This is a genomic window from Nostoc sp. NMS9, assembly GCF_017114995.1.
Taxonomy (GTDB): Bacteria; Cyanobacteriota; Cyanobacteriia; order Cyanobacteriales; family Nostocaceae; genus Nostoc.
In genome coordinates this window covers 132,643-152,413 of the sequence record NZ_JABXKL010000019.1, presented here as the reverse complement: position 1 = coordinate 152,413, position 19,771 = coordinate 132,643, and the positions used below count along the sequence as shown (strand labels likewise).

The following is a 19,771-nucleotide window of genomic DNA, read 5'->3' as shown; positions in this document are numbered from 1 at the left end:
AAATAATTTAATATGGTTGACTATCTCATTTTCTTAGCAATTTCTACAGCACTTTTTGCTCTATTTGCACTAGGACTGAATTTACAGTGGGGCTTTACAGGATTAATTAACTTTGGTCATATTGCTTTCATGACTCTGGGAGCATATACAACGGTATTGTTAAGCTTAAAGGGCGTACCCCTACTGGTATCGGCACTGGCTGGGGCAATTGTCGCTGCCTTGTTGGGTTTAATAATTGGTTTTGTAACTCTCCGCTTACGAGAAGATTATCTAGGAATTGTCACCATTGGCACGGGCGAATTAATTCGTTTGGTGGTGAATAATCAGGAATTACCTGTGGGTGACACCTGGATTTCTGGGGCGTTTGGTGTACAAAGTTATCCTATACCCCTATCCACAGAGCCAAGTTTGTTTGTCAGATTAGTAATGATTGGGCTTTTAACGCTGCTGGCTGCTGTAACTTTCTTTACTTTGTGGCAATGGATTCGTACCACTCAAATATCTCGGACTACTGATTTGGGCAAAAGGACGACTAGCAAGCAAGAATTTGCATCGCGCTTGGGTGTGGGAATTGTGTTAGCAATTTTGGCGGCAGCGATTTATATTTCTGGGGTGATTGGACTATATAACTACAACCCAAAAGCGGCTTTAATGCTGGTGTTACTGCTGGTTTTAGCATTTGTATACTGGCGGTTAGAAATTTTGGTGCGATCGCCTTGGGGTAGAATTCTCAAAGCCATCCGTGAAGATGAAGAAATTCCGAAAGCGCTAGGAAAAAATGTCTTTTGGTATAAATTACAATCTCTCATGTTAGGAGGTGCGATCGCGGGTATCGCTGGTGCTTTCTTTGCTTGGCAACTGGGCGCTATTTACCCTGATAATTTCCAACCGCAGATCACCTTTGACACTTGGATTATGGTGATTTTAGGCGGGTCTGGGAATAATGTCGGCACAATCTTAGGGGCGGTAATTTTCTTTGCTTACGATGCGCTGACGCGAGAAGTCTTACCCAGAATCGTTTCTCTTGATGAAGCACGTTTGGGCGCGTTTCGCATCATGGTAATCGGACTAATTTTGATGGTACTGATGATTTGGCGTCCTCAAGGTATCTTAGGGAAAAAGGAGGAACTCACCCTTGGTAAATAACTATTCATCCCGGCTTCCCCTTTTGGTAGCCACTGGACTTTCTAAAAGCTTTGGTGGTGTCAAAGCAGTTAATGAGGCAACAATCGAAGTTCCTAAAGGCAGTATTACGGGCTTGATTGGCCCCAATGGTGCTGGCAAAACTACTTTATTTAACTTACTCTCAAACTTCATTCGCCCTGATAAAGGACGAGTAATTTTTGACGGCGAACCGATTCACAATTTGCAACCATATCAAATCGCCCAGCAGGGGGTAATACGTACCTTTCAGGTTGCACGGACTCTCTCGCGGTTATCGGTGTTAGAAAATATGCTGCTGGCGGCGCAAAAACAAACGGGTGAAAATTTTTGGCAGGTGCAGTTGCAACCGCATATCATCGCTAAGGAAGAAAAGCAACTGCAAGAGCGAGCAATGTACTTATTAGAATCAGTAGGCTTGGCAAAAAAAGCACACGATTACGCTGGTTGCTTGTCTGGTGGACAACGCAAGCTGCTAGAAATGGGACGGGCGCTGATGACTAATCCCAAGTTAATTTTGTTGGATGAACCGGCTGCTGGGGTGAATCCAAAACTGATTGATGATATTTGCGATCGCATTATCACTTGGAACCGTCAAGACGGAATGACCTTTCTGATTATTGAACACAATATGGATGTGGTTATGTCCTTGTGCGATCGTGTTTGGGTACTTGCTGAAGGGCAGAATTTGGCTGATGGTACGCCAGCAGAAATTCAAACTAATCCAAAAGTTCTAGAAGCTTATTTGGGAAAATAGAGTGCGATTAGCTTTCTCCTCCAAAGCTCTCCCTGTGTGGGAGAGGCTTTTATTCTTGCTCTGATTCGCTGCGAGGCAATGGTTTAAGGCTTAGGTTTGAGAGAAAGTGGCACACGGTGTCAAATCTTCGGAAATTTGGCTCTTGTTAAAATCGAGTTGTATATCTCAGTGGAAAAAGCTTTTTATGTCAATGATGACACTCAGAGATTTAGAGCAAGTTCAAACAGCTTTTACCGAAGCAGGTTTAGATTACCAGTTGGAACTCGAAAATGGGAAAATTTCAATAATGGGCCCGTCAGATATTGTATCCAGCGAAATCAGTAGTCGTCTGATTGCCTTTCTCTTTGCCTGGATAAATCCTCGTCGTTGGGGAAGAGTATTTGATTCTGCGGGCGGTTTCATCATGCCAGATACAAATCTCAAAGCACCTGATGTTTCCTTTGTTCGGGCTTCCCGACTTCTCCAAAGTCCTCGTTACTTTGGAGAACTTGTTCCTGACTTGGTGGTAGAAATTAAATCTCAGAGTGATAAAATTAAACTTATACTAGCCAAAATTCTGAAATTTATAGAACTAGGAGCGATCGTCGGCATTCTAATTGATCCTGATGAAGAGACAGTTACAATTTATCGCTCTACAGGCGAACCGACAGTTTTAGAAAATGGCGATATTTTAACGATACCAGAACTTTTTCCCGGTTGGGAATTGCCCATTACTGAATTGTGGCCTCCTATCTTTACCGAGGAAGAAACACAAATTTAGTGAAGAACTTTGGTAGCGACTGAACCTATCACTTGGAACCGTCCCAAACTATGAGAAACTCGAAGAGTGGAGGCGTAGCATTATGGTAATCACTCCTAATATCGCATCTGAGGTCATCTACCTCGAAAGCGATGGAAAACCAATGGCGGATAATACCAAGCAATTTCGTTGGATAGTAACTATTAAAGAAAATTTAGAAATTTTATTTGCATCGCAATCAGATGTATTCATTGCTGGAGATTTATTTTGGTATCCAGTTAAAGATAATCCTAACATCAAACAAGCACCTGATACTCTGGTAGTGTTTGGTAGACCCAAGGGAGATAGGGGTTCTTACAAGCAATTTGAAGAAGAGAATATTCCGCCACAGGTGGTGTTTGAAATATTATCTCCTGGTAATACAACTAAAGAAATGGCAAAGAAACTCCTGTTTTATCAACGCTATGGAGTTGAAGAATATTACATTTACGACCCAGACCGAAATGAATTAACAGGTTTTCTGCGCTCAGAAGATTGGTTGCAAGAAATTAACCAGATTTACGGGTGGATAAGTCCCCGTTTGGGAATCCGCTTTGAACTCACTCCACAAACTCTAGAAATATATCGCCTTGATGGATATAAATTTCTTACACCCGTTGAGCTTGACCAAATACGTACACAAGAACGTCAACGTGCTGAACAAGAACGTCAAGCCAAAGAAGCAGCTCTCCAACAACTGGAGGAAGAACGCCAACGATATCAAGATTTATTGACACGGCTGCAAGAGCGGGGAATTGATCCAGAACAATTATTGTGAAAATCGAAAAGTTTCGATCTCCGACTTTTTACAGAAGTCGGAGATTTTGCTTGTTGTTGAGTTTAACTAAACTGCTCCCCTGCATCCAGATTGAATAGCATTTGCAGAGTTTGCATATCTTGCTGCGATCGCAATTACACCATTATTTTAATCTTCATTATTTTCTGCAAAATTGATTTGCTCGAAAAGGTCGCGCAATTCAATTTGAAAATCAACCGTTTGCAGTGATAAAGTTGTAGATTCATGTTCAAATTCAGTAAATAACCATTGACTTTTCGCAGTTTTTACATACTGCATCACATGATACTGATATTGGTCAATTAAAATATATTCCTTGAATTCTGCAATAGAGCGATAATAAAGAAACTTGTCGCCTTGGTCATAATTTTTAGTCGATTTAGATAAAACTTCAGCAATTAACATCGGATTCATCACCGTTGTTGTGCTGGTTCCTGTATAAATAGGTTGTCCCTCAATCACCATCACATCAGGATATGTATGCTGCCGATAACGGGGTATCCACAAAAACGCACGTCACCAATATAAACATCATAATTCTTGCCTCTCAAACCAAACTTAAAATAAGCATAAAAGTTGCCTGCAATTTTATTATGATTTGTAGTGCCACCCGTCATCGGTACAATTTCTCCATCACGGTATTCGCTTTTATATTCTGCCTTTTCTTCAATTTCTAAATACTCTTCAGGTGTGTAATAGAATTTTTGTGTTTCTAACTGCATAAAGATACAACCTATTATTGTTATGTTGTACGCCAATAAACCCCATTCTCTCGCTGCATTAACTGATAACCAATCAACTCTCGCCGCAGGGTGGCGCAGTCAGGATGGTAGCGTTTGAGAATGTCATTTACCAGGCGTTCAGGGTAGTTGATTCCCACTTCAAATTGGTTTGCTAACCACTTGAGAATTACTAGGCGCTTTTTGCGACTAGCAGGAATTTCTTTGAGGCGTTGAGTATCGTCTTCTATATAATTTTTCAACACTTTACTTTCCCAAGCTTCAGTATCCACATCCTCTATCAAAGATGCTATTTTCTCAGGTGTGAAAATTTCCTTACTGATGCTTTGCAAAGCTTCGCTATCCAATTGATATAGACGGCTATTGCCTTCGGGACGCATTGTCACCAAATTTAGCTCCTTAAGTTTCGCTAAATGATGGGATACCGTCGGTTCCTTGAGTTGCAGTAGCACCGCTAATTCTTCGACGCTGCATTCCTGATTCGCCAAAATACCTACAATCTTCAATCGGCTATCATCCGCTAATGCCTTGAAAAAGCGCAGTAAGATGTTAAATTGCTCTGGTTGCATAACTAATTTCTAATTAGATAGATGTCTAATTAGAAGTATATCTAATTTCAAACCGATTGGCTCAGAACCCCAACTTCTCACCACAAGTTGGGGTTCTGGTTATTTAATTTAACTAAACTGTTCCTCTGCATCAAGATTGAACAGCATTTGCAGAGTTTGCATACAGCGCCGTCTAGCTTCAACATCTTGCTGCGATCGCAATTGCACCATCGGGTCATGTAAAATTTTATTGACAATTCCCCGCGTTAATGCTTCAATTACCTCTTGATGTTTTTCAGCGAATTCCGAACCCAATCTCGACAAAGCTTTTTCTAACTCTTGTTCGCGGATGGTTTCGACTTTATTTCGCAGACAGCTAATAGTGGTAACAGTTTCAAGAGAGCGCCACCAAATATCAAAGGCTTCCACTTCTTCCTCTAAAAGTCGCTCGGCTTCCTGTGCAATCTTCCGACGGCTTTCGTAGTTTTGCGCTACTACTGCCTTCAAATCATCTACATTAAACGCTTGCACATTTTCCAATTCATTTACATCCGCATGAACATTACGCGGCACAGAAATATCAAATAACATTAAAGAGCGCTGAACTTCTAAAACCATTTCTAATTTGGCACGGTCAAGTATTGGCTCTATTGCCGAAGTACTTGTAAACACCAAATCACTATCGGCAATTACAGCCATCATTTCCGATAGTGGATGAATTTTTATCGGTTGTTGAGGGAACAGCTTTGCTAATTCTTGGGCGCGATCGCGAGAGCGATTTACAATACTAATTTCCACAGCACCTTTAGAAAGTAGGTGTTGCACCAGCAGCCGCGACATTTTACCAGCACCCAGAATTACCACTCGACAAGCTGCTAAATTTGCCACTTTAATTTGTGCTAACTCCACAGCTGCCGAACTGATAGAGACAGCGCCAGTACCAATACTAGTTTCAGTACGAACCCGCTTACCAGCTGTCAGTGCTTGTTTAAATAATCGATTCAAAATGGTTTTTATACCGCTATATTGCTGTCCCAGTTTGTGAGTAGTCTTCACCTGAGCCAGAATTTGACCCTCTCCGAGTACCAGACTATCTAAACCACCGGCTACCCGCATAACGTGCATTACTGCATCATCATGCAGCAGCATAAACAAGTGTTGTCGTAGAGAAAGCACGGGTAATTTACTGTATTCCGCAAGAAACTGCGTTACTTCCCGGATACCTTGGTCTGCTTCACTGGTAACAATATAAATTTCCAGGCGGTTACAAGTACTAAGAATTGCAACTTCGTCAATATGGGGATAGCTGGCCAGTTGAGCGATCGCACTTTCAATTTGTGGTTCTGGAATGCTCAGTTTTTCCCGGACTTCTACTGGGGCTGTTTTATGGCTTAACCCCACCACTGCTATATTCATTTGCTAAATCGTAGTTACTAATTGGTAGTTGGCAATCGGGGATTGAGTGAGAATAGGGAATGGGGAATTATTATTTATTGGTTGATAGTTTTTCCAACCAATAAACAATAACTAATCACTAAATACTAACTACTAACTAGTGTAACGATGAAGCATTTGGGTGAATATTTTTCCGTTTTATAGAAAAATTTCTTTCTAAATGCTTTACCTCTACTTTTAACATTCCCCATTCCCTAAAAATTAGTTCAGTTGGAGAACTTTTGGTTCACCAAACAAGTGAATTGTGTCAACAAATCGAGCAGTTTTCGACTGGTTGGAAATAACCAAGCTTTGAGTTCTTGCCCCGTCCTTGAAGAAACGTACACCTTGCATGAGATTACCACTGGTAATGCCGCTAGCAGCAAACAGAATAGTTTTACCAGATGCTAGTTCATGAGCATCATAGACCTTATCGGGGTCATTGATATTCATAGACTTTAAACGATCAAGGTTAGCTTCTTTGCTTTCTCCAATCAGACCTGTTTTTACTACTGCGGGGTCGTAGATCAGTTGACCTTGGAAATGTCCACCCAAAGCACGCATTGCTGCTGCCGAGATTACACCTTCAGGAGCCGCACCGATACCCATCAGTGCGTGGATATTAGTTCCAGCAAAACCACAGCTTATAGCTGCACCCACATCACCATCTGAAATTAGGGCGACTCTCGCTCCAGCCTCACGGATTTCTTTAATTAAATCGTTATGGCGTTCGCGCTTCATGACTACTACTACAAGTTCATCAATACCCCGGTCTAAAACCTCAGAGAGAATCTTCAGGTTTTCTGTGGCTGACTTGTTGATGTCTACCTTGCCCTTAGCTGCGGGAGGTGCTGCTAACTTCTTCATGTAAAAGTCAGGAGCAGCAAATAATCCACCCTTTTCAGAAATTGCCAACACAGCCATTGAACCAGGTTGTCCATAAGCTACCAAGTTCGTACCTTCACAGGGGTCAACGGCGATATCAATTTCAATTAGTTCATCAGGGTTACACAAACTACTGGCATTTGGTTGGGTGCAAATACCAACTTCTTCCCCAATGTATAACATAGGCGCATCGTCGCGTTCGCCTTCCCCAATCACAATGCGACCGCGCATATAGATTTTATTCATCCGCTCCCGCATAGCTTCCACAGCTACCTGGTCAGCGATGTTTTTTTCACCTTTACCCATCCACTTTGCGGATGCGATCGCGGCTTGCTCTACTACTTCAATAATCTCTAACCCAAGTGTATTTTCCACAGAGTCTGCCCTCTCAACTGCTTGAATTTCTGCCGCTTTATCTGGCTATTTCAGTCTTTAAGTCTACCAAAGGGCGGTTACCAATTTTCGATTACAAATGTTAACGAAGTGTCAACTTCATATTTATTGACACTATTCTCAATAATTTTCATTATTTAAGGAGGATTTAGGAGGATCTACAACGATTTTGGTTTTGTAGAGAGATGTGTGTACACTGTAGATGTTTTATACACAGAAAAAGTAAAGACTGTTTTTGACTTTTGACTTCCCGATAGGGAGTGGCATCCAGCTTTTTTACAACTGGGCAAAACATTTGGATGAATGACTTTTGAATTTGAGCGTTCGCGCAGCGTCTTGTAGAGAAGCGAGTCACGCCCCGAACTAGCACTTATTGGTACAGAAATTCGTCCAAGCAAATCGAGGTTGTAGGTTTGATGTGCGGGTGTGAGATAATTCGATTATTCTAAGTCGAGTGGGATCAAGTCGAGTGGGACCACCAGTGGGACCTCCCCCAAGAACCGTCTCTCGAGTGTCTCTATTGCCTCCGAGAGACCTATGCCCCCGACGATTTTGATGGTTTCGGAGTCTGATAGTTCCTCGAATAGAGGAGCTTGCAGGTTTTCTTGTTTGTCGGCTGTTAGAGCTTTGATTTTCCGCAAGAAGTATTGACTAGTCTTCATGAGCTTGCAACTGCGAAATTGACTGCAACAATAATGTATCAAGCTGGAGACAGGATAATCAAAGGTTCATACAAAACATCCAACTTTTCCCACTTTTCTCACCTTTTTCTGAGGTAATCGTGTTTATCGACTACATCACACTAATGTTAATCAACATGGTAGCTGGGTTATTTCTACTCGCTGACTATGTGTATCGTGGTATAGATAGTTCTAGCCAAAGACAGTGGATTCCGGGATTTGGAATTACTGGGGCTATAGCCTTAACAACTGGTTTACACATGAGCTTCACCTGGCCAGTAATAGGTAGCTTTAACATTGCCTTCGGTGAAACAAGTATCTTATTTGGTATTTTACTTGTTGCGGCTGCGATCGCCCTGGCTCAAGGTTGGGATTTATTGACAATAGCAATTTATGGCTTCTTTGCTGGTGCAGTTGCGATCATAGTGGGTATCCGCATCATCAACTTGAATTTGACAAAGCAACCGCTTTTATCGGGAATCGGCTTTATTTTAACTGGATTAGGCGGTATTTTTGCAGCGCCAACTCTTTATTGGAAAACCAACCGAACTTGGCGGCTAATTGGCGTAGTAGTGCTAATAGTAGCCGCTCTAATCTGGGCATTGACAGGATATTTATCTTACTGGAATCATTTAGAGAGTTTCCAAAAGTGGGTTCCAGCGCCGATGCGGTAAGCAATGATCTAGGCTAGAGACATAGTTAAAACCTTGCTTAAGATTAATATGCTGGACTTTCTTAATCCCCTTTTAAATCGCCATCCAGAGCGAGTCAAAGCCAATGTCGAACTTTACACTTGGCAAACTTGTCCTTACTGCATTCGTGCCAAGATACTGCTGTGGTGGAAAGGTGTAAATTTTACTGAATACAAAATCGACGGCGACGCAGCAGCCAGAGCTAAAATGGCAGAACGCGCCAATGGTCGCCGTACCGTACCACAAATTTTTATCAATAACCAGCACATTGGCGGCTGCGATGACCTCTATCAATTAGACACACAAAGTCAACTCGATCCCCTTTTAGCCCAAGCGGCTATTTAGCATTGAAGGAGGCAGGAGGCAGGAGGTTTTACCTCAGTTGGGAATTCAGACCCCCTGCTGTTGAGAGAGCCACCAAATTTTAATTTGGTATTCTTGTCTTAAACTCTTGCTCTATAAAAGGTTACGGCAGAGAGCAGAAAGCAGTATTCCTTCTGCCTCCAGCAAGACTGCCTTTCTTGATAAGAATATGCTAACTAAGTATACAGAATATCTTATACATCAACAATGGATGAGTTATGCCCTAGAATTAGCACAAACAGCAGGTGAAGCAGGTGAAATCCCTGTAGGTGCTGTTATCATTGATTCAACAGGCAATTTGCTAGCACAAGGAGAAAACAGAAAAGAGCGCGACAAAGACCCTACTGCTCATGCGGAAATTCTCGCTATCAAGACAGCGGCAACAACTTTACAAAATTGGCATCTTAATGAATGCACTCTGTATGTAACTCTCGAACCTTGCCCGATGTGTGCAGGTGCGATCGTCCAATCACGACTAGGACTACTGGTATATGGAGTAGACGATACAAAAACTGGCGCAATTCGTACAGTTATTAACATCCCCGATAGTGCTGCTTCTAATCACCGTCTCCAAGTAATCGGAGGCATTCTAGAGTCAGCTTGTCGTCAGCAATTACAGACTTGGTTTGCTACTAGGCGGCGTAGGGTAAACTAACAGACAGAGGTAAAACTGTCCATCTAGTACGACACAAGTCACACAAGAGAATCTACGGTGTAACTAATCAGGCTTTTCGTTAAATTTTTACCCGTCAATCAGCTGCATCCGTCATGATGGAATTTTACTCTTCATCCGATACCTGCCAGCAAACCCCAGCAAATCCTCAGATAGCTGGTACTACCTCAAGGGTTTCTCCTTGGTTAAGTCCCCTGGCATATTTATTAGGGCGTCACTGCCTATTACCATTATTCTTTGGACAAATTAGAATAACCGGACAAAAAAATATCCCCACAACTGGGCCTGTAATTCTTGCGCCTACACATCGGGCGCGTTGGGATGCCTTGCTTGTACCCTACGCTACCGCTTGTCTAAGAAAGCAAGACTTGCGATTTATGGTGACTATTGACGAATGCCAAGGTTTGCAAGGCTGGTTTGTTCGACGTTTAGGGGGATTTCCTGTAAATTCTAAGCATCCGTCAATCCGCACGCTGCGACATGGAGTAGAACTACTTCAGCAGCAAAAAACCCTGGTGATCTTTCCAGAAGGTAACATTTTTCGTGATGGCCAAGTTCACCAGTTGAAGCCAGGAATTGCTCGTCTTGCTTTGAGTGCTGAATCTAGTCATTCCGGGCTGGGAGTCAAAATTATACCCATAGGCATTAACTACAGCCAACCTTATCCCAATTGGGGTACAGATGTGAGTATTGACATTGGCTCCCCAATCAGAGTCGCGGATTACATGAATGGCTGTATAAAACAAGATGCAAAAAACATCACAACTGATTTAGCAAAGGCACTGCAACAATTGAGCCATCAAGAAACAAAAGTTACTAACCACGCATTTGCAGAAATTACTAATTCTTGATACAGTCAAACCTCATAATCATTGACCGTACATAATTTAGAAACTGCACCTTTTCAATATATGACACTAATTACTAACTGCTATATTCATCCTGAGTAAGTCACAAAAGATTAGTGGTGTTTTGCAACCTTTGAGTATGTATATAATCTATAGATTACCCTCTATTGATGATATATTCAGCCAAATTGGCATTTTTTTGAGCCAATAGCTAATTAATTGTCTGCAAACTACTGAATTGCTTGATGATAAATATTTTCACTATTTGATCAGAGAGTTAAATAAAAGTTGGGAAGCGCCGACTGAAGACATCGCTATTCTGAACTAGTTTGGTGCGATGCCTACGGCGGGCTACGCCTACGCAAAGACTTCAAGCAGTGCTTTGGGAAAATCCTCCTGCCAAATATCCCAGTTAACCTGAGATAATTATTGGGGAGGAAAGTCGGTAGTTAAGCAGATGGTGACGCACTCCCCTGTTGGTATCGCTCATCACAGCGATATAAGTTAGTTGGTATACAGGGGTAATGGGAACTCTATTAAACTGATTTTTAGTCTAAATCAGAGATACTTAGGATGTAACTTTGCTTTGTCCAAGACCAAAACAGAGTTAAGATACCCGAAGTTTCCATAACTCTTTTATATAGTTGTCGCACTAATTGATCCCATGAACACTGCTGTCGCTGTTACCTTGATGCACCGTACTGTTTTATCAGTTATAGCAGTCCTTAGCCTGCTATCACCTGTGAATGCTCAGGTATCACAGTCACCAGGCACTACCAGCCAACCACAACCCATTGACCCCAACGATCCTAATAACCTCCGCCCCATAACCCAAAGTAACAGCCTTTTGAGCATTGAAGGTGGCGATCGCTTAGTGAAAGATGCAGAACAAGCCGTTTCTGCTCAAAACTACCCCTTAGCTGCCAAGAAACTGCAAGAAGCACGTCAAGTTTATAATCAGCTATCTAATTTTTATCAAGAGTTAAATTCTAGCTTTTCGGGAATTGACAACAGAGTTTCTGATTCTCAGCGTCAAAAAGCTCTATTAACAGCTCAAAAGCGAGATGAAGCCACCTTTCAGCTAGCATTGGTACATCGGGCACAAAATCAGCCAGAATTAGCTGTACCGTTATTAGTTCAAATAATTAAGAGTCAAAACCCGACACGGGATTTAGGTAAGAAAGCCTATAAACAGTTGTTTGAGTTGGGTTTTGTTGATTCTCCCTATCCCAGAGAAGGTGGTAATTCATCCTCTTCATCCCCAAAAAAATAAATTAAATTTTTGTTGTCTGTTTTTCCCTACCTACATTTCCCTAACCAGTCGCTTGGTAACGCCCCAGTGCTAGGATAGAGCTATCCGCCGTAACCTTGACCCAGCGTTCTCAAGCAATACACCTCAGAGGCGCGTTTATCTACAGCCTTGCCAAAGCCTGAAGTTGGCACAGGCATCTGCTCTATATCTGTTAATAATAGAAAAGTAAGTTTTTTCAGGAATTGCGATGATTAGTCCGCAACAGGTTGAGGAAATGATCAAGGCGGAACTGCCAGACGCACAGGTTCAGGTGCAAGACTTGACTGGTGGCGGCGACCACTATCAGGTGACAGTAGTTTCATCGCACTTTGCAGGTAAAGGACTAGTGCAACAGCACCAGTTAGTTTATGGTGCGTTGGGTCAAGCTATGTCAACTGAAGCGATTCATGCCTTAGCGGTGAAAACATACACTCCCGAAGCTTGGCAAGCAACAGCAAGTTCCTAAAGTTAGGAGTTAGAAGTTAGAAGTTAGGAGTTATGAATTATGAATTTTTAACTCCTCACTCTTCACTCCTCACTCCTCACTCTATTAATGCAACATAGGAAACACAAATACCATGACACCAGAACTCAAAGACAAAATTGATAGCTTGCTACAAGAAAACAAGATTTTAGTTTTCATGAAGGGAAACAAGTTAATGCCCCAATGTGGTTTCTCCAACAACGTTGTGCAGATTCTCAATACCTTGGGAGTTCCCTTTGAGACAGTTGACGTTCTATCAGATCCTGAAATTCGTCAAGGTATTAAAGAATACTCTAGCTGGCCGACAATTCCCCAAGTATATATCAATGGTGAATTCGTTGGTGGTTCTGACATCTTGATTGAACTGTACCAAAAAGGTGAATTGCAGGAAAAGGTAGAAGTAGCATTAGCTTCGTAATCTCTCTTTACCCAAACTAAAGGGTATGCTACTGAATTTGCGCTTCGCAATCAAGGCAATCTGCCGTTTTTTATATCCTTGAAAGGAGAGATACTATTTCTTTGCTCTTTCAAGGGTTTTTTAATCGGTTTCTGACAAAAATACTTTATATACAGCAGTTTGCAAGTAAGTGAGGTACAAAGTCCAGGACTCACACATCAGATATAAAGATGTTTCTAACTCTTGCCTTCTGCCTCAAAAGCAGTGGCTTTGTACCTCATGCAAAAGAAAACAGCTGTATATTGGGCTTGATTTCAACTAGTCAACAATCCCCTCAGTCGTATTGGCAAAACCAATATAAGACTGAGGGGATGCGTTTAATCAATACAATATCTCCAAAATTTCACACCACGACAACCCGTTGACCAATACAGATAATATGCTATAATTACCTGCGGTAATTAACGGTTACTATCAATGACCAGGTAAATGGTACTTAGTAGTAATCGGCTTGTGGCTGTGGTTGCGGGACTGCAAAGTTCGACCCATCGTACAAGAAGCGGCTGGCTTCCTCTTCTAGGCGATGAATCAGAAAAGGTTCAATGACGTTGCTATGTCGCAGTGCGGCTAGATATCCATCCAAATACATCCGCATATCATCCGTGCGATAACCGCGATTCCATAACTCGACGAAGGCGTCGGTGAGTCTTTGGTAATAGCGGATGGTTTGTGTGTCTTGGAGCATAACTGCTGTATTAATCTCTTTGGAATGAGAATTGTAAATGATTCACGCTAAAAAGTGAAGTGTAATTTCACTTTGGCATAAACTCAAAGTCAACACATCTACTTTGGGTATTACCCTCATAGCAGCTACAAGCTACTTTAATCCTATTCCAGAAAACATCGATTCTAGTTAGCTGCTAAGTTATTTTTTTTGATTTTCATAATCAACAGCCCAATTGTATTGATGTTATATTCCTGGATAGAAGCACTAAATTTTTGCGAAAAAACCGACTTTTATCATCAGGTTGAAAAACTGTTGTAGTAGTGGTTAGCTGGTTGGGTTCTAGATATTTGCCACATAACACCCATCTAAAAGCAAAATGTTAAGCTAAAAGAACTTTTCATAAGTCTAACAACACTTTCGAGAAATTTAATAAAAATTTAATAATATTTCTAATTGCCTATTGGCAAGGCATAAATTAAAGATATTGCCACTCATTTTATTAGGAAATGTAAAGTTAATCGCAATTGAAGTAACAAAGGCTACAAAACCTTAGAGATGGGCTTGTTACTTTGAAAGTCATCGACGCTAAGGGGTCTTGCCACCGTGGGTTCGGTTTGTATAGAAATCATTGAGGGGAATCCCCATCTGAGGTCGTTGTTGGGTTGGCACTTGCAACAACTGGAATACCGCGTGCATCAAGCTGCCAGTATTTATCAAGCAAGGGAAGTATTTTTAAGCCATCAACCAACACTGGTAGTTTTGGATGCAGACCTGCCTGATGGTGATGGCATTGAGTTTTGTCGTTGGTTGCATCGTCAGCAGCAGCCTCTAATCTTAATGTTATCTGCCCGTAATAGTGAAGCTGATATCGTCGCAGGTTTAAAGGCGGGTGCAGATGATTACCTGAGCAAACCTTTTGGGATGCAAGAGTTTTTGGCACGAGTAGAGGCACTGATTCGTCGGAAGCGCACACCTACGGCACCAGCTTATTTGGATTATGGCACTTTGCAAATCGATTTAGTTCAGCGTCGTGTCCGCTTCCAAGGGGAGTTTATTGACTTAACGCCCCAGGAATTTAGTTTGCTGTATGTTTTAGCACAAGCTGGAGGAGTACCTCTAAGTAGATCGGAATTGCTGCGTCGTGCTTGGCCTGATGCGATTGATAACCCTCGTACTATTGATACTCACGTTTTATCGCTGCGGAAAAAGGTTGAACTCGATCCCCGACAACCCAATTTGATTCAAACTATCCGCAATGTTGGATACCGTTTTAACATGGAAATTTTGAATACCAATATTTCACAGTCACAGACAACAAAGTTAGCTAGAGAGAGATTTAATAATCAACGTTCAACACTTACTAGTAGTCAAGTGTGAATGGGCCATTGGGCATTGGGCATTGGGCATTGGGCATTGGGGTGAGGGGGAGTAAGAAAACGATTCCTGATTCCTGTCTCATCCAAAATTTAAAATCCAAAATCGTCTAGAACTGCTGCTTGAATCAGGCTTTTTCGTAATTCAATCCAGTCTATCTCTGAGGCTCTTTGATTTGCGAATAAATGACCTTGTTGTAGGTGTAATAACCGAGTGCAAAACATCTGGGCTAGTTCCAATTGGTGATTTACCATCAGAATCGTGGTTTGATGAGTTTGACTCAACTGGATTAGGACTTGCATTAGATGAGAAGCTGTACCAGCATCTAAGGCAGAGGTTGGTTCGTCTAATAATAATATTTTAGGCTGGATGACTAAGGCACGGGCGATCGCTACTAGTTGTCGTTCTCCCGCAGAAAGTTGCACCTCTGTTCGCCCTAACCATTCATTAGGAATGTGCAGTTGTTCTGTCCAGTAATTGACTCGTTCCTGAATTGTCTGTTTGGACAAACCACGCAAAACCAAAGGATAAGCCAAAGCTTGCCCAACTGTCATGCCCAACAGCTTTGACTCTTGCAATACAAGTACAATCATCTGGCGTAGTTGGATGACAGGAATTTGGCGATATTCTTGATTTTCTAGATAGAGCTTACCACTCGTGGGTTCAATTAGGCGGTTGAGGAGATGTAATAACGAAGTTTTCCCAGCGCCTACTGGCCCTACAATGGCAATGCGTTCGCCCTGGAATACCTCTAAGGAAATATCCTGCAATATAGGGTATCCTTGCTGATTGCCAGGAAGTTGGGTTTTCAGCTTTGTAAACAGATTAACTTGCTCTAGCCTAAGTGTGGCTTTTGCTGTATTCAAGAGGAGTGGGGAATGGGGAGTAGGGAGTAGGGATTGGGGAGAAATAACCAATGCCCCATGCCCAATTTTAAGTTAATTGTCTGGTAGTTAGGGCTGTCGCGATCGCCCAGCCATCGACTAATAGTAACAGCAGTGTACATCCCAGTAAAATCAGGTACATCCAGGGCTGTGCTAAAGGGCGAACATCTGTGGTGTCAATGCTCGTCTTTGCTTGGACAATTTGCACCAAACGGGCAAATCCAGCTACACGCATCGGTAGTAAATAAGCTTTCCCATCGTGGCTGAGGAAGTAATAAACTAGCCCTCCTTGACCAGTGGTGCGGGGTTTTAACTCTTTGACTTGTGACCAAGGTAAAGACCAGCCTTTACGAAAAAAGCGAGGCACCCAGGCGGGGTAAGTAACCTGAATTCCCTCGTCATCTACCATTACTTGTTCAGTTAATACCGCGTACAAGGCAACTAAACCGATGCCAATCCCTATCCACAATAATTCTGGAGATACGGGTGCAGCTGTTACCTGCGATAAGAAGGGTAATGGGACTGTGAGTGCTATGTATAGAGTCAGCAACGTTATCCGAATCAAAGGAGACAGACGAAAAACATAAGTTGAGATATTGGCTGAGTTTGCTGTCACGGCTCAATTACAATGCTTTTCTTCATTGTAGGGTAGGTCTATGTCCCTGGTGGTTGGTGTGTGGTAGTTCACGGTAAATACTTCTGCACTACAATCCAACCAGTAAGGGATACCCAGGCAAATCCTACAAACAGAATAATATTTACGCCAATGTGTAAGGGTCTAGCCCAAGGTCGTCTGACACTAATTTGAGTGGCACTGAAAGCAGACAGTAAAACTAGTGCTACCACTATTAATCCAGCTATTAGGTGTGACGAGTGACCTAAAGATCCAAAGTGCCCGAAAGTGCCAACAATACCGATCGCTAGCAATAGTAGCACTAAACTTACCATGCTGATGCCCATTGTGTAGTGGAGCGATCGCACCCCTTTATTTCCGCCCATAAATGGGGTAATAAAAGGGAATTGCTGCGAAGTTCTCGCCCGAAACATCCAAACGCCGGTGATTGCTAACATTAGATATGCCAGCAGGGATAATCCCATCGACCAGGCCGCTATTTTCCACAACCAAAGAAATGAAGGCAGATTCATAAGATTGATTGTAAATGAGATCAGGGCGACAAGAGAAACAAGGAGAATAACCAATGCCCCATGCCCAATAAATAATAAACAAAAAGGGCTGCTGAATTAGCAACCCTTAAATTTAGATAAAATGTTTTTTTTAATCAACCGAGGCTAAACCAAGGATTTGCAAGGGTTTTGTAGTATCTCCGATTTTTGTATTAATTTGCTGCACCATTAATTTGGTATTAATAGGGTCTTTTCCATCTGATGAGTCTGTATCAAACTCATAAGTACTGGGTTCTTCGAGCATCAGGCGATCGCACGATATCTTATCGGATAAAATTGCACTTGCCATCATCCCTGTATGAATCTCCACTTGACCTTTTCGCGGAGCTTCAAAAACTAAACGTTGTCCAGGGAAAACAACCCTTTCAAAGTACCAATTGGGAATATTGGAGATGCGAGCTACCTGTATTTTGCTCGTGGCATTAATGTAGCAGCAGAGAATTTTTCCCGATTGCTCAGGTGGTAGAGGATCTAATATTTGAGCCATAACTGCTGAGGAGCTTTACGCCACAATTTTACATTACACTAGCCAAGCCTAGCACCCACTGATCCCCAGTTGCTGTAACTGCGAATACCAACTGAGTAGTTGTAGATTATTTCTGTCTAAAGATATATTTTTAGTTATGAAAATTTTGTAAATATTCACACCTTTTTCGGAATTATACACTATAAATAAAATTTTTTGATATTTTTCCTGGTATAAAAGTTTAAATTCTCTTAAAGCAGATTGTTAGGGAATTGACATAACAACGATCCCCTTGCTTTTAGCATAGCGAGGAAGTTAGTTTTGCTGTTTCATCTATCCCAGGATTAATCGGCAGGGATCATCGCTTAATGAATAAACTCGATGTTATGGTAAAGCTATATGAAAAAATGTCTTCATAAAGCTCTCTATAGATTCTATGTATGTTTTATGCATAGAAATTTTAGTGTTTTCCGCAGTTGCTAACGGCAGGGTAGCTGCTATCAATAATCGGCTGAAATGTCAAGCACGATTGTGATAAATAAAACCAAATAAAACAAGTACACACTTTAAGACTGGATGTTTCTCTCGCTTTCTCCACAGATTGGCAAGATGGAAGTTAAAACACAGATGATGGAAAATCGAATTCTTTACGTTCGCCTTCCTTGTAACCCCATCTTTCCTATTGGGGTTGTCTACCTGAGCGATCATGTCCACAAGCAGTTTCCTAATATTGAACAGCGCATCTTTGATTTGGGAACAGTGCCACCTTTAGATTACAGTTCGGCTCTGGATCGCTGTATTGATGAATTTAAACCGACACTACTAGTATTTTCTTGGCGGGATATTCAAATTTATGCCCCAGTTGGTGGACGTGGTGGCAACCCGCTGCAAAACGCTTTTGAATTTTACTACGCCAAAAATCCTCTATTGAAACTACGTGGGGGATTGGGCGGTTTGCGAATTTTCATTGCTTACTATGTAGAATTGTGGCAAAATCAGAGCTTAATCAAACGTGGTTTGAAACGTGCTCAAAAATATAATTCTGATGCCCGTGTAGTTGTAGGTGGTGGTGCAGTCAGCGTATTTTACGAACAATTGGGTAAAAGCTTACCCCAAGGGACAATTATTTCTGTGGGTGAAGGCGAAACCCTGCTGGAAAAACTTTTAAGTGGCAGAGATTTTCGAGATGAACGCTGTTACATTGCCGGAGAAACTCAACCACGAAAACGGCTAATTCACGAACAACCCACCCCAATAGAAAAAACAGCTTGTAACTACGACTATATAGAAAGCATCTGGCCGGAATTTAACTATTACCTGCAAGAGCAAGACTTTTATATAGGTGTACAAACTAAGCGTGGTTGTCCTCACAACTGTTGTTATTGCGTCTACACCGTCGTCGAAGGCAAACAAGTACGCATCAACCCAGCAGATGAAGTCGTTGCTGAGATGCGCCAATTATACGATCGCGGCATTCGCAACTTCTGGTTTACCGATGCCCAATTCATCCCCGCGAAAAAATTTATCGTTGATGCTATAGAATTATTGCAAAAAATCGTCGATTCTGGTATGACAGATATCCACTGGGCAGCATATATCAGAGCCGACAATTTGACACCAGAATTGTGTGACTTGATGGCGAAAACCGGGATGAACTACTTTGAAATCGGTATTACCAGTGGTTCTCAAGAACTTGTGCGGAAAATGCGGATGGGGTATAACCTGCGAACCGTTTTGCAAAACTGCCGTGACTTAAAAGCCGCTGGTTTCAACGACTTAGTTTCCGTCAACTACTCCTTTAACGTTATTGACGAACGTCCCGAAACCATCCGCCAAACCATCGCTTACCACCGCGAACTAGAACGGATTTTTGGTGCTGATAAAGTCGAACCTGCAATCTTCTTTATTGGACTACAACCCCATACCCATTTAGAAGAATACGCTTTCAAAGAAGGCATCCTCAAACCAGGGTATGATCCAATGAGTTTGATGCCGTGGACAGCCAAAAAACTTCTCTGGAATCCCGAACCCCTTGGTTCATTCTTCGGCGAAGTCTGCTTGCAAGCTTGGCAACAAAACCCCAACGACTTCGGGCGCGAAGTCATGAAAATCTTAGAAGAAAAGCTGGGTTGTGCTGACTTAGAAGCAGCACTGACAGCACCATTAGAGACGAAAGAAAAACAGTTAGCGGGTGTATCCTAGAAAACACCAGGAT

At 42.0% G+C, this 19,771-nt stretch carries 21 protein-coding genes and 1 pseudogene; 13 read left to right on the top strand and 9 right to left on the bottom strand.

The window, feature by feature from the left end; translation table 11 throughout:
* Window positions 1–12 precede the first annotated feature (12 nt).
* The 4 genes from HWQ40_RS07545 (at window position 13) to HWQ40_RS07530 (ending at window position 3,474) form a co-directional block, all read left to right on the top strand.
* Window positions 13–1,146: a branched-chain amino acid ABC transporter permease gene (locus tag HWQ40_RS07545; protein WP_292776166.1), complete on the top strand. Its 1,134-nt coding sequence runs from the start codon at window positions 13–15 to the stop codon at window positions 1,144–1,146.
* The gene (locus HWQ40_RS07540; RefSeq protein ID WP_292776164.1) at window positions 1,136–1,918 is read left to right on the top strand and encodes an ABC transporter ATP-binding protein; all 783 of its coding nucleotides are present in this window, start codon (window positions 1,136–1,138) and stop codon (window positions 1,916–1,918) included. The genes HWQ40_RS07545 and HWQ40_RS07540 overlap by 11 nt, the downstream gene beginning before the upstream one ends.
* A gap of 184 nt (window positions 1,919–2,102) precedes the next feature.
* Window positions 2,103–2,678, top strand: coding sequence for a Uma2 family endonuclease (locus HWQ40_RS07535; protein ID WP_292776162.1), 576 nt, complete (start codon window positions 2,103–2,105; stop codon window positions 2,676–2,678).
* Window positions 2,679–2,760: 82 nt separating this feature from the next.
* Window positions 2,761–3,474 carry a Uma2 family endonuclease gene (locus HWQ40_RS07530; RefSeq protein WP_292776159.1) on the top strand — a complete coding sequence of 238 codons (714 nt, stop codon included), beginning with the start codon at window positions 2,761–2,763 and terminating at the stop codon, window positions 3,472–3,474.
* 147 nt (window positions 3,475–3,621) lie between these two features.
* Here HWQ40_RS07530 and HWQ40_RS07525 read toward each other — a convergent pair.
* From HWQ40_RS07525 to glpX, 4 genes and pseudogenes are all read right to left on the bottom strand, one after another.
* Window positions 3,622–4,214, bottom strand: a pseudogene (locus HWQ40_RS07525) (Uma2 family endonuclease).
* 20 nt (window positions 4,215–4,234) lie between these two features.
* Window positions 4,235–4,801, bottom strand: coding sequence for a metalloregulator ArsR/SmtB family transcription factor (locus HWQ40_RS07520; protein WP_292776157.1), 567 nt, complete (start codon window positions 4,799–4,801; stop codon window positions 4,235–4,237).
* Between the two features lie 108 nt (window positions 4,802–4,909).
* Window positions 4,910–6,196 carry a glutamyl-tRNA reductase gene (locus HWQ40_RS07515; protein WP_292776155.1) on the bottom strand — a complete coding sequence of 429 codons (1,287 nt, stop codon included), beginning with the start codon at window positions 6,194–6,196 and terminating at the stop codon, window positions 4,910–4,912.
* Window positions 6,197–6,436: 240 nt separating this feature from the next.
* The gene (glpX, locus tag HWQ40_RS07510) at window positions 6,437–7,474 is read right to left on the bottom strand and encodes a class II fructose-bisphosphatase (RefSeq protein WP_292776153.1); all 1,038 of its coding nucleotides are present in this window, start codon (window positions 7,472–7,474) and stop codon (window positions 6,437–6,439) included.
* A gap of 799 nt (window positions 7,475–8,273) precedes the next feature.
* On the opposite strand from glpX, the gene HWQ40_RS07505 reads away from it, so the two are divergent.
* The 7 genes from HWQ40_RS07505 (at window position 8,274) to grxD (ending at window position 12,941) form a co-directional block, all read left to right on the top strand.
* Window positions 8,274–8,846: a DUF981 family protein gene (locus HWQ40_RS07505; RefSeq protein WP_292776151.1), complete on the top strand. Its 573-nt coding sequence runs from the start codon at window positions 8,274–8,276 to the stop codon at window positions 8,844–8,846.
* A gap of 48 nt (window positions 8,847–8,894) precedes the next feature.
* Window positions 8,895–9,209 carry a glutaredoxin 3 gene (gene grxC, locus HWQ40_RS07500; RefSeq protein WP_094349514.1) on the top strand — a complete coding sequence of 105 codons (315 nt, stop codon included), beginning with the start codon at window positions 8,895–8,897 and terminating at the stop codon, window positions 9,207–9,209.
* Window positions 9,210–9,396: 187 nt separating this feature from the next.
* Window positions 9,397–9,882, top strand: coding sequence for a tRNA adenosine(34) deaminase TadA (gene tadA / locus HWQ40_RS07495; protein WP_292776148.1), 486 nt, complete (start codon window positions 9,397–9,399; stop codon window positions 9,880–9,882).
* Between the two features lie 113 nt (window positions 9,883–9,995).
* Complete coding sequence (locus HWQ40_RS07490) at window positions 9,996–10,751, top strand: 1-acyl-sn-glycerol-3-phosphate acyltransferase (protein ID WP_292776146.1); 756 nt, start codon at window positions 9,996–9,998, stop codon at window positions 10,749–10,751.
* Between the two features lie 661 nt (window positions 10,752–11,412).
* Window positions 11,413–12,021 (top strand): hypothetical protein, encoded by a 609-nt coding sequence (locus HWQ40_RS07485; RefSeq protein WP_292776144.1) that lies wholly within the window; start codon window positions 11,413–11,415, stop codon window positions 12,019–12,021.
* Between the two features lie 226 nt (window positions 12,022–12,247).
* The gene (locus tag HWQ40_RS07480) at window positions 12,248–12,505 is read left to right on the top strand and encodes a BolA family protein (RefSeq protein ID WP_292776142.1); all 258 of its coding nucleotides are present in this window, start codon (window positions 12,248–12,250) and stop codon (window positions 12,503–12,505) included.
* A 112-nt stretch (window positions 12,506–12,617) separates the two neighbouring features.
* A complete protein-coding gene (gene grxD, locus HWQ40_RS07475; protein ID WP_292776140.1) occupies window positions 12,618–12,941 on the top strand; it encodes a Grx4 family monothiol glutaredoxin in 324 nt (107 codons plus the stop codon).
* A 475-nt stretch (window positions 12,942–13,416) separates the two neighbouring features.
* Here the strand turns inward: grxD and HWQ40_RS07470 are convergent, their stop codons facing one another.
* On the bottom strand, window positions 13,417–13,665 hold the full coding sequence (locus HWQ40_RS07470; protein ID WP_292776138.1) for a DUF6761 family protein: 249 nt from the start codon (window positions 13,663–13,665) through the stop codon (window positions 13,417–13,419).
* A gap of 585 nt (window positions 13,666–14,250) precedes the next feature.
* On the opposite strand from HWQ40_RS07470, the gene HWQ40_RS07465 reads away from it, so the two are divergent.
* A complete protein-coding gene (locus HWQ40_RS07465) occupies window positions 14,251–15,024 on the top strand; it encodes a response regulator transcription factor (RefSeq protein WP_094349507.1) in 774 nt (257 codons plus the stop codon).
* A gap of 89 nt (window positions 15,025–15,113) precedes the next feature.
* On the opposite strand, the gene HWQ40_RS07460 is transcribed toward HWQ40_RS07465, so the two are convergent.
* The 4 genes from HWQ40_RS07460 to HWQ40_RS07445 form a co-directional block, all read right to left on the bottom strand.
* Window positions 15,114–15,932, bottom strand: coding sequence for an ATP-binding cassette domain-containing protein (locus HWQ40_RS07460; protein WP_292776397.1), 819 nt, complete (start codon window positions 15,930–15,932; stop codon window positions 15,114–15,116).
* A 22-nt stretch (window positions 15,933–15,954) separates the two neighbouring features.
* Window positions 15,955–16,521 (bottom strand): hypothetical protein, encoded by a 567-nt coding sequence (locus tag HWQ40_RS07455; protein WP_292776137.1) that lies wholly within the window; start codon window positions 16,519–16,521, stop codon window positions 15,955–15,957.
* A 68-nt stretch (window positions 16,522–16,589) separates the two neighbouring features.
* Window positions 16,590–17,051, bottom strand: coding sequence for a DUF4079 domain-containing protein (locus tag HWQ40_RS07450; protein ID WP_292776135.1), 462 nt, complete (start codon window positions 17,049–17,051; stop codon window positions 16,590–16,592).
* A 130-nt stretch (window positions 17,052–17,181) separates the two neighbouring features.
* Window positions 17,182–17,577 carry a DUF1830 domain-containing protein gene (locus HWQ40_RS07445; RefSeq protein WP_292776133.1) on the bottom strand — a complete coding sequence of 132 codons (396 nt, stop codon included), beginning with the start codon at window positions 17,575–17,577 and terminating at the stop codon, window positions 17,182–17,184.
* 588 nt (window positions 17,578–18,165) lie between these two features.
* Between HWQ40_RS07445 and HWQ40_RS07440 the strand changes: the two genes are divergently transcribed.
* Window positions 18,166–19,758 carry a photosystem II high light acclimation radical SAM protein gene (locus HWQ40_RS07440; RefSeq protein ID WP_292776131.1) on the top strand — a complete coding sequence of 531 codons (1,593 nt, stop codon included), beginning with the start codon at window positions 18,166–18,168 and terminating at the stop codon, window positions 19,756–19,758.
* Window positions 19,759–19,771: the final 13 nt, after the last annotated feature.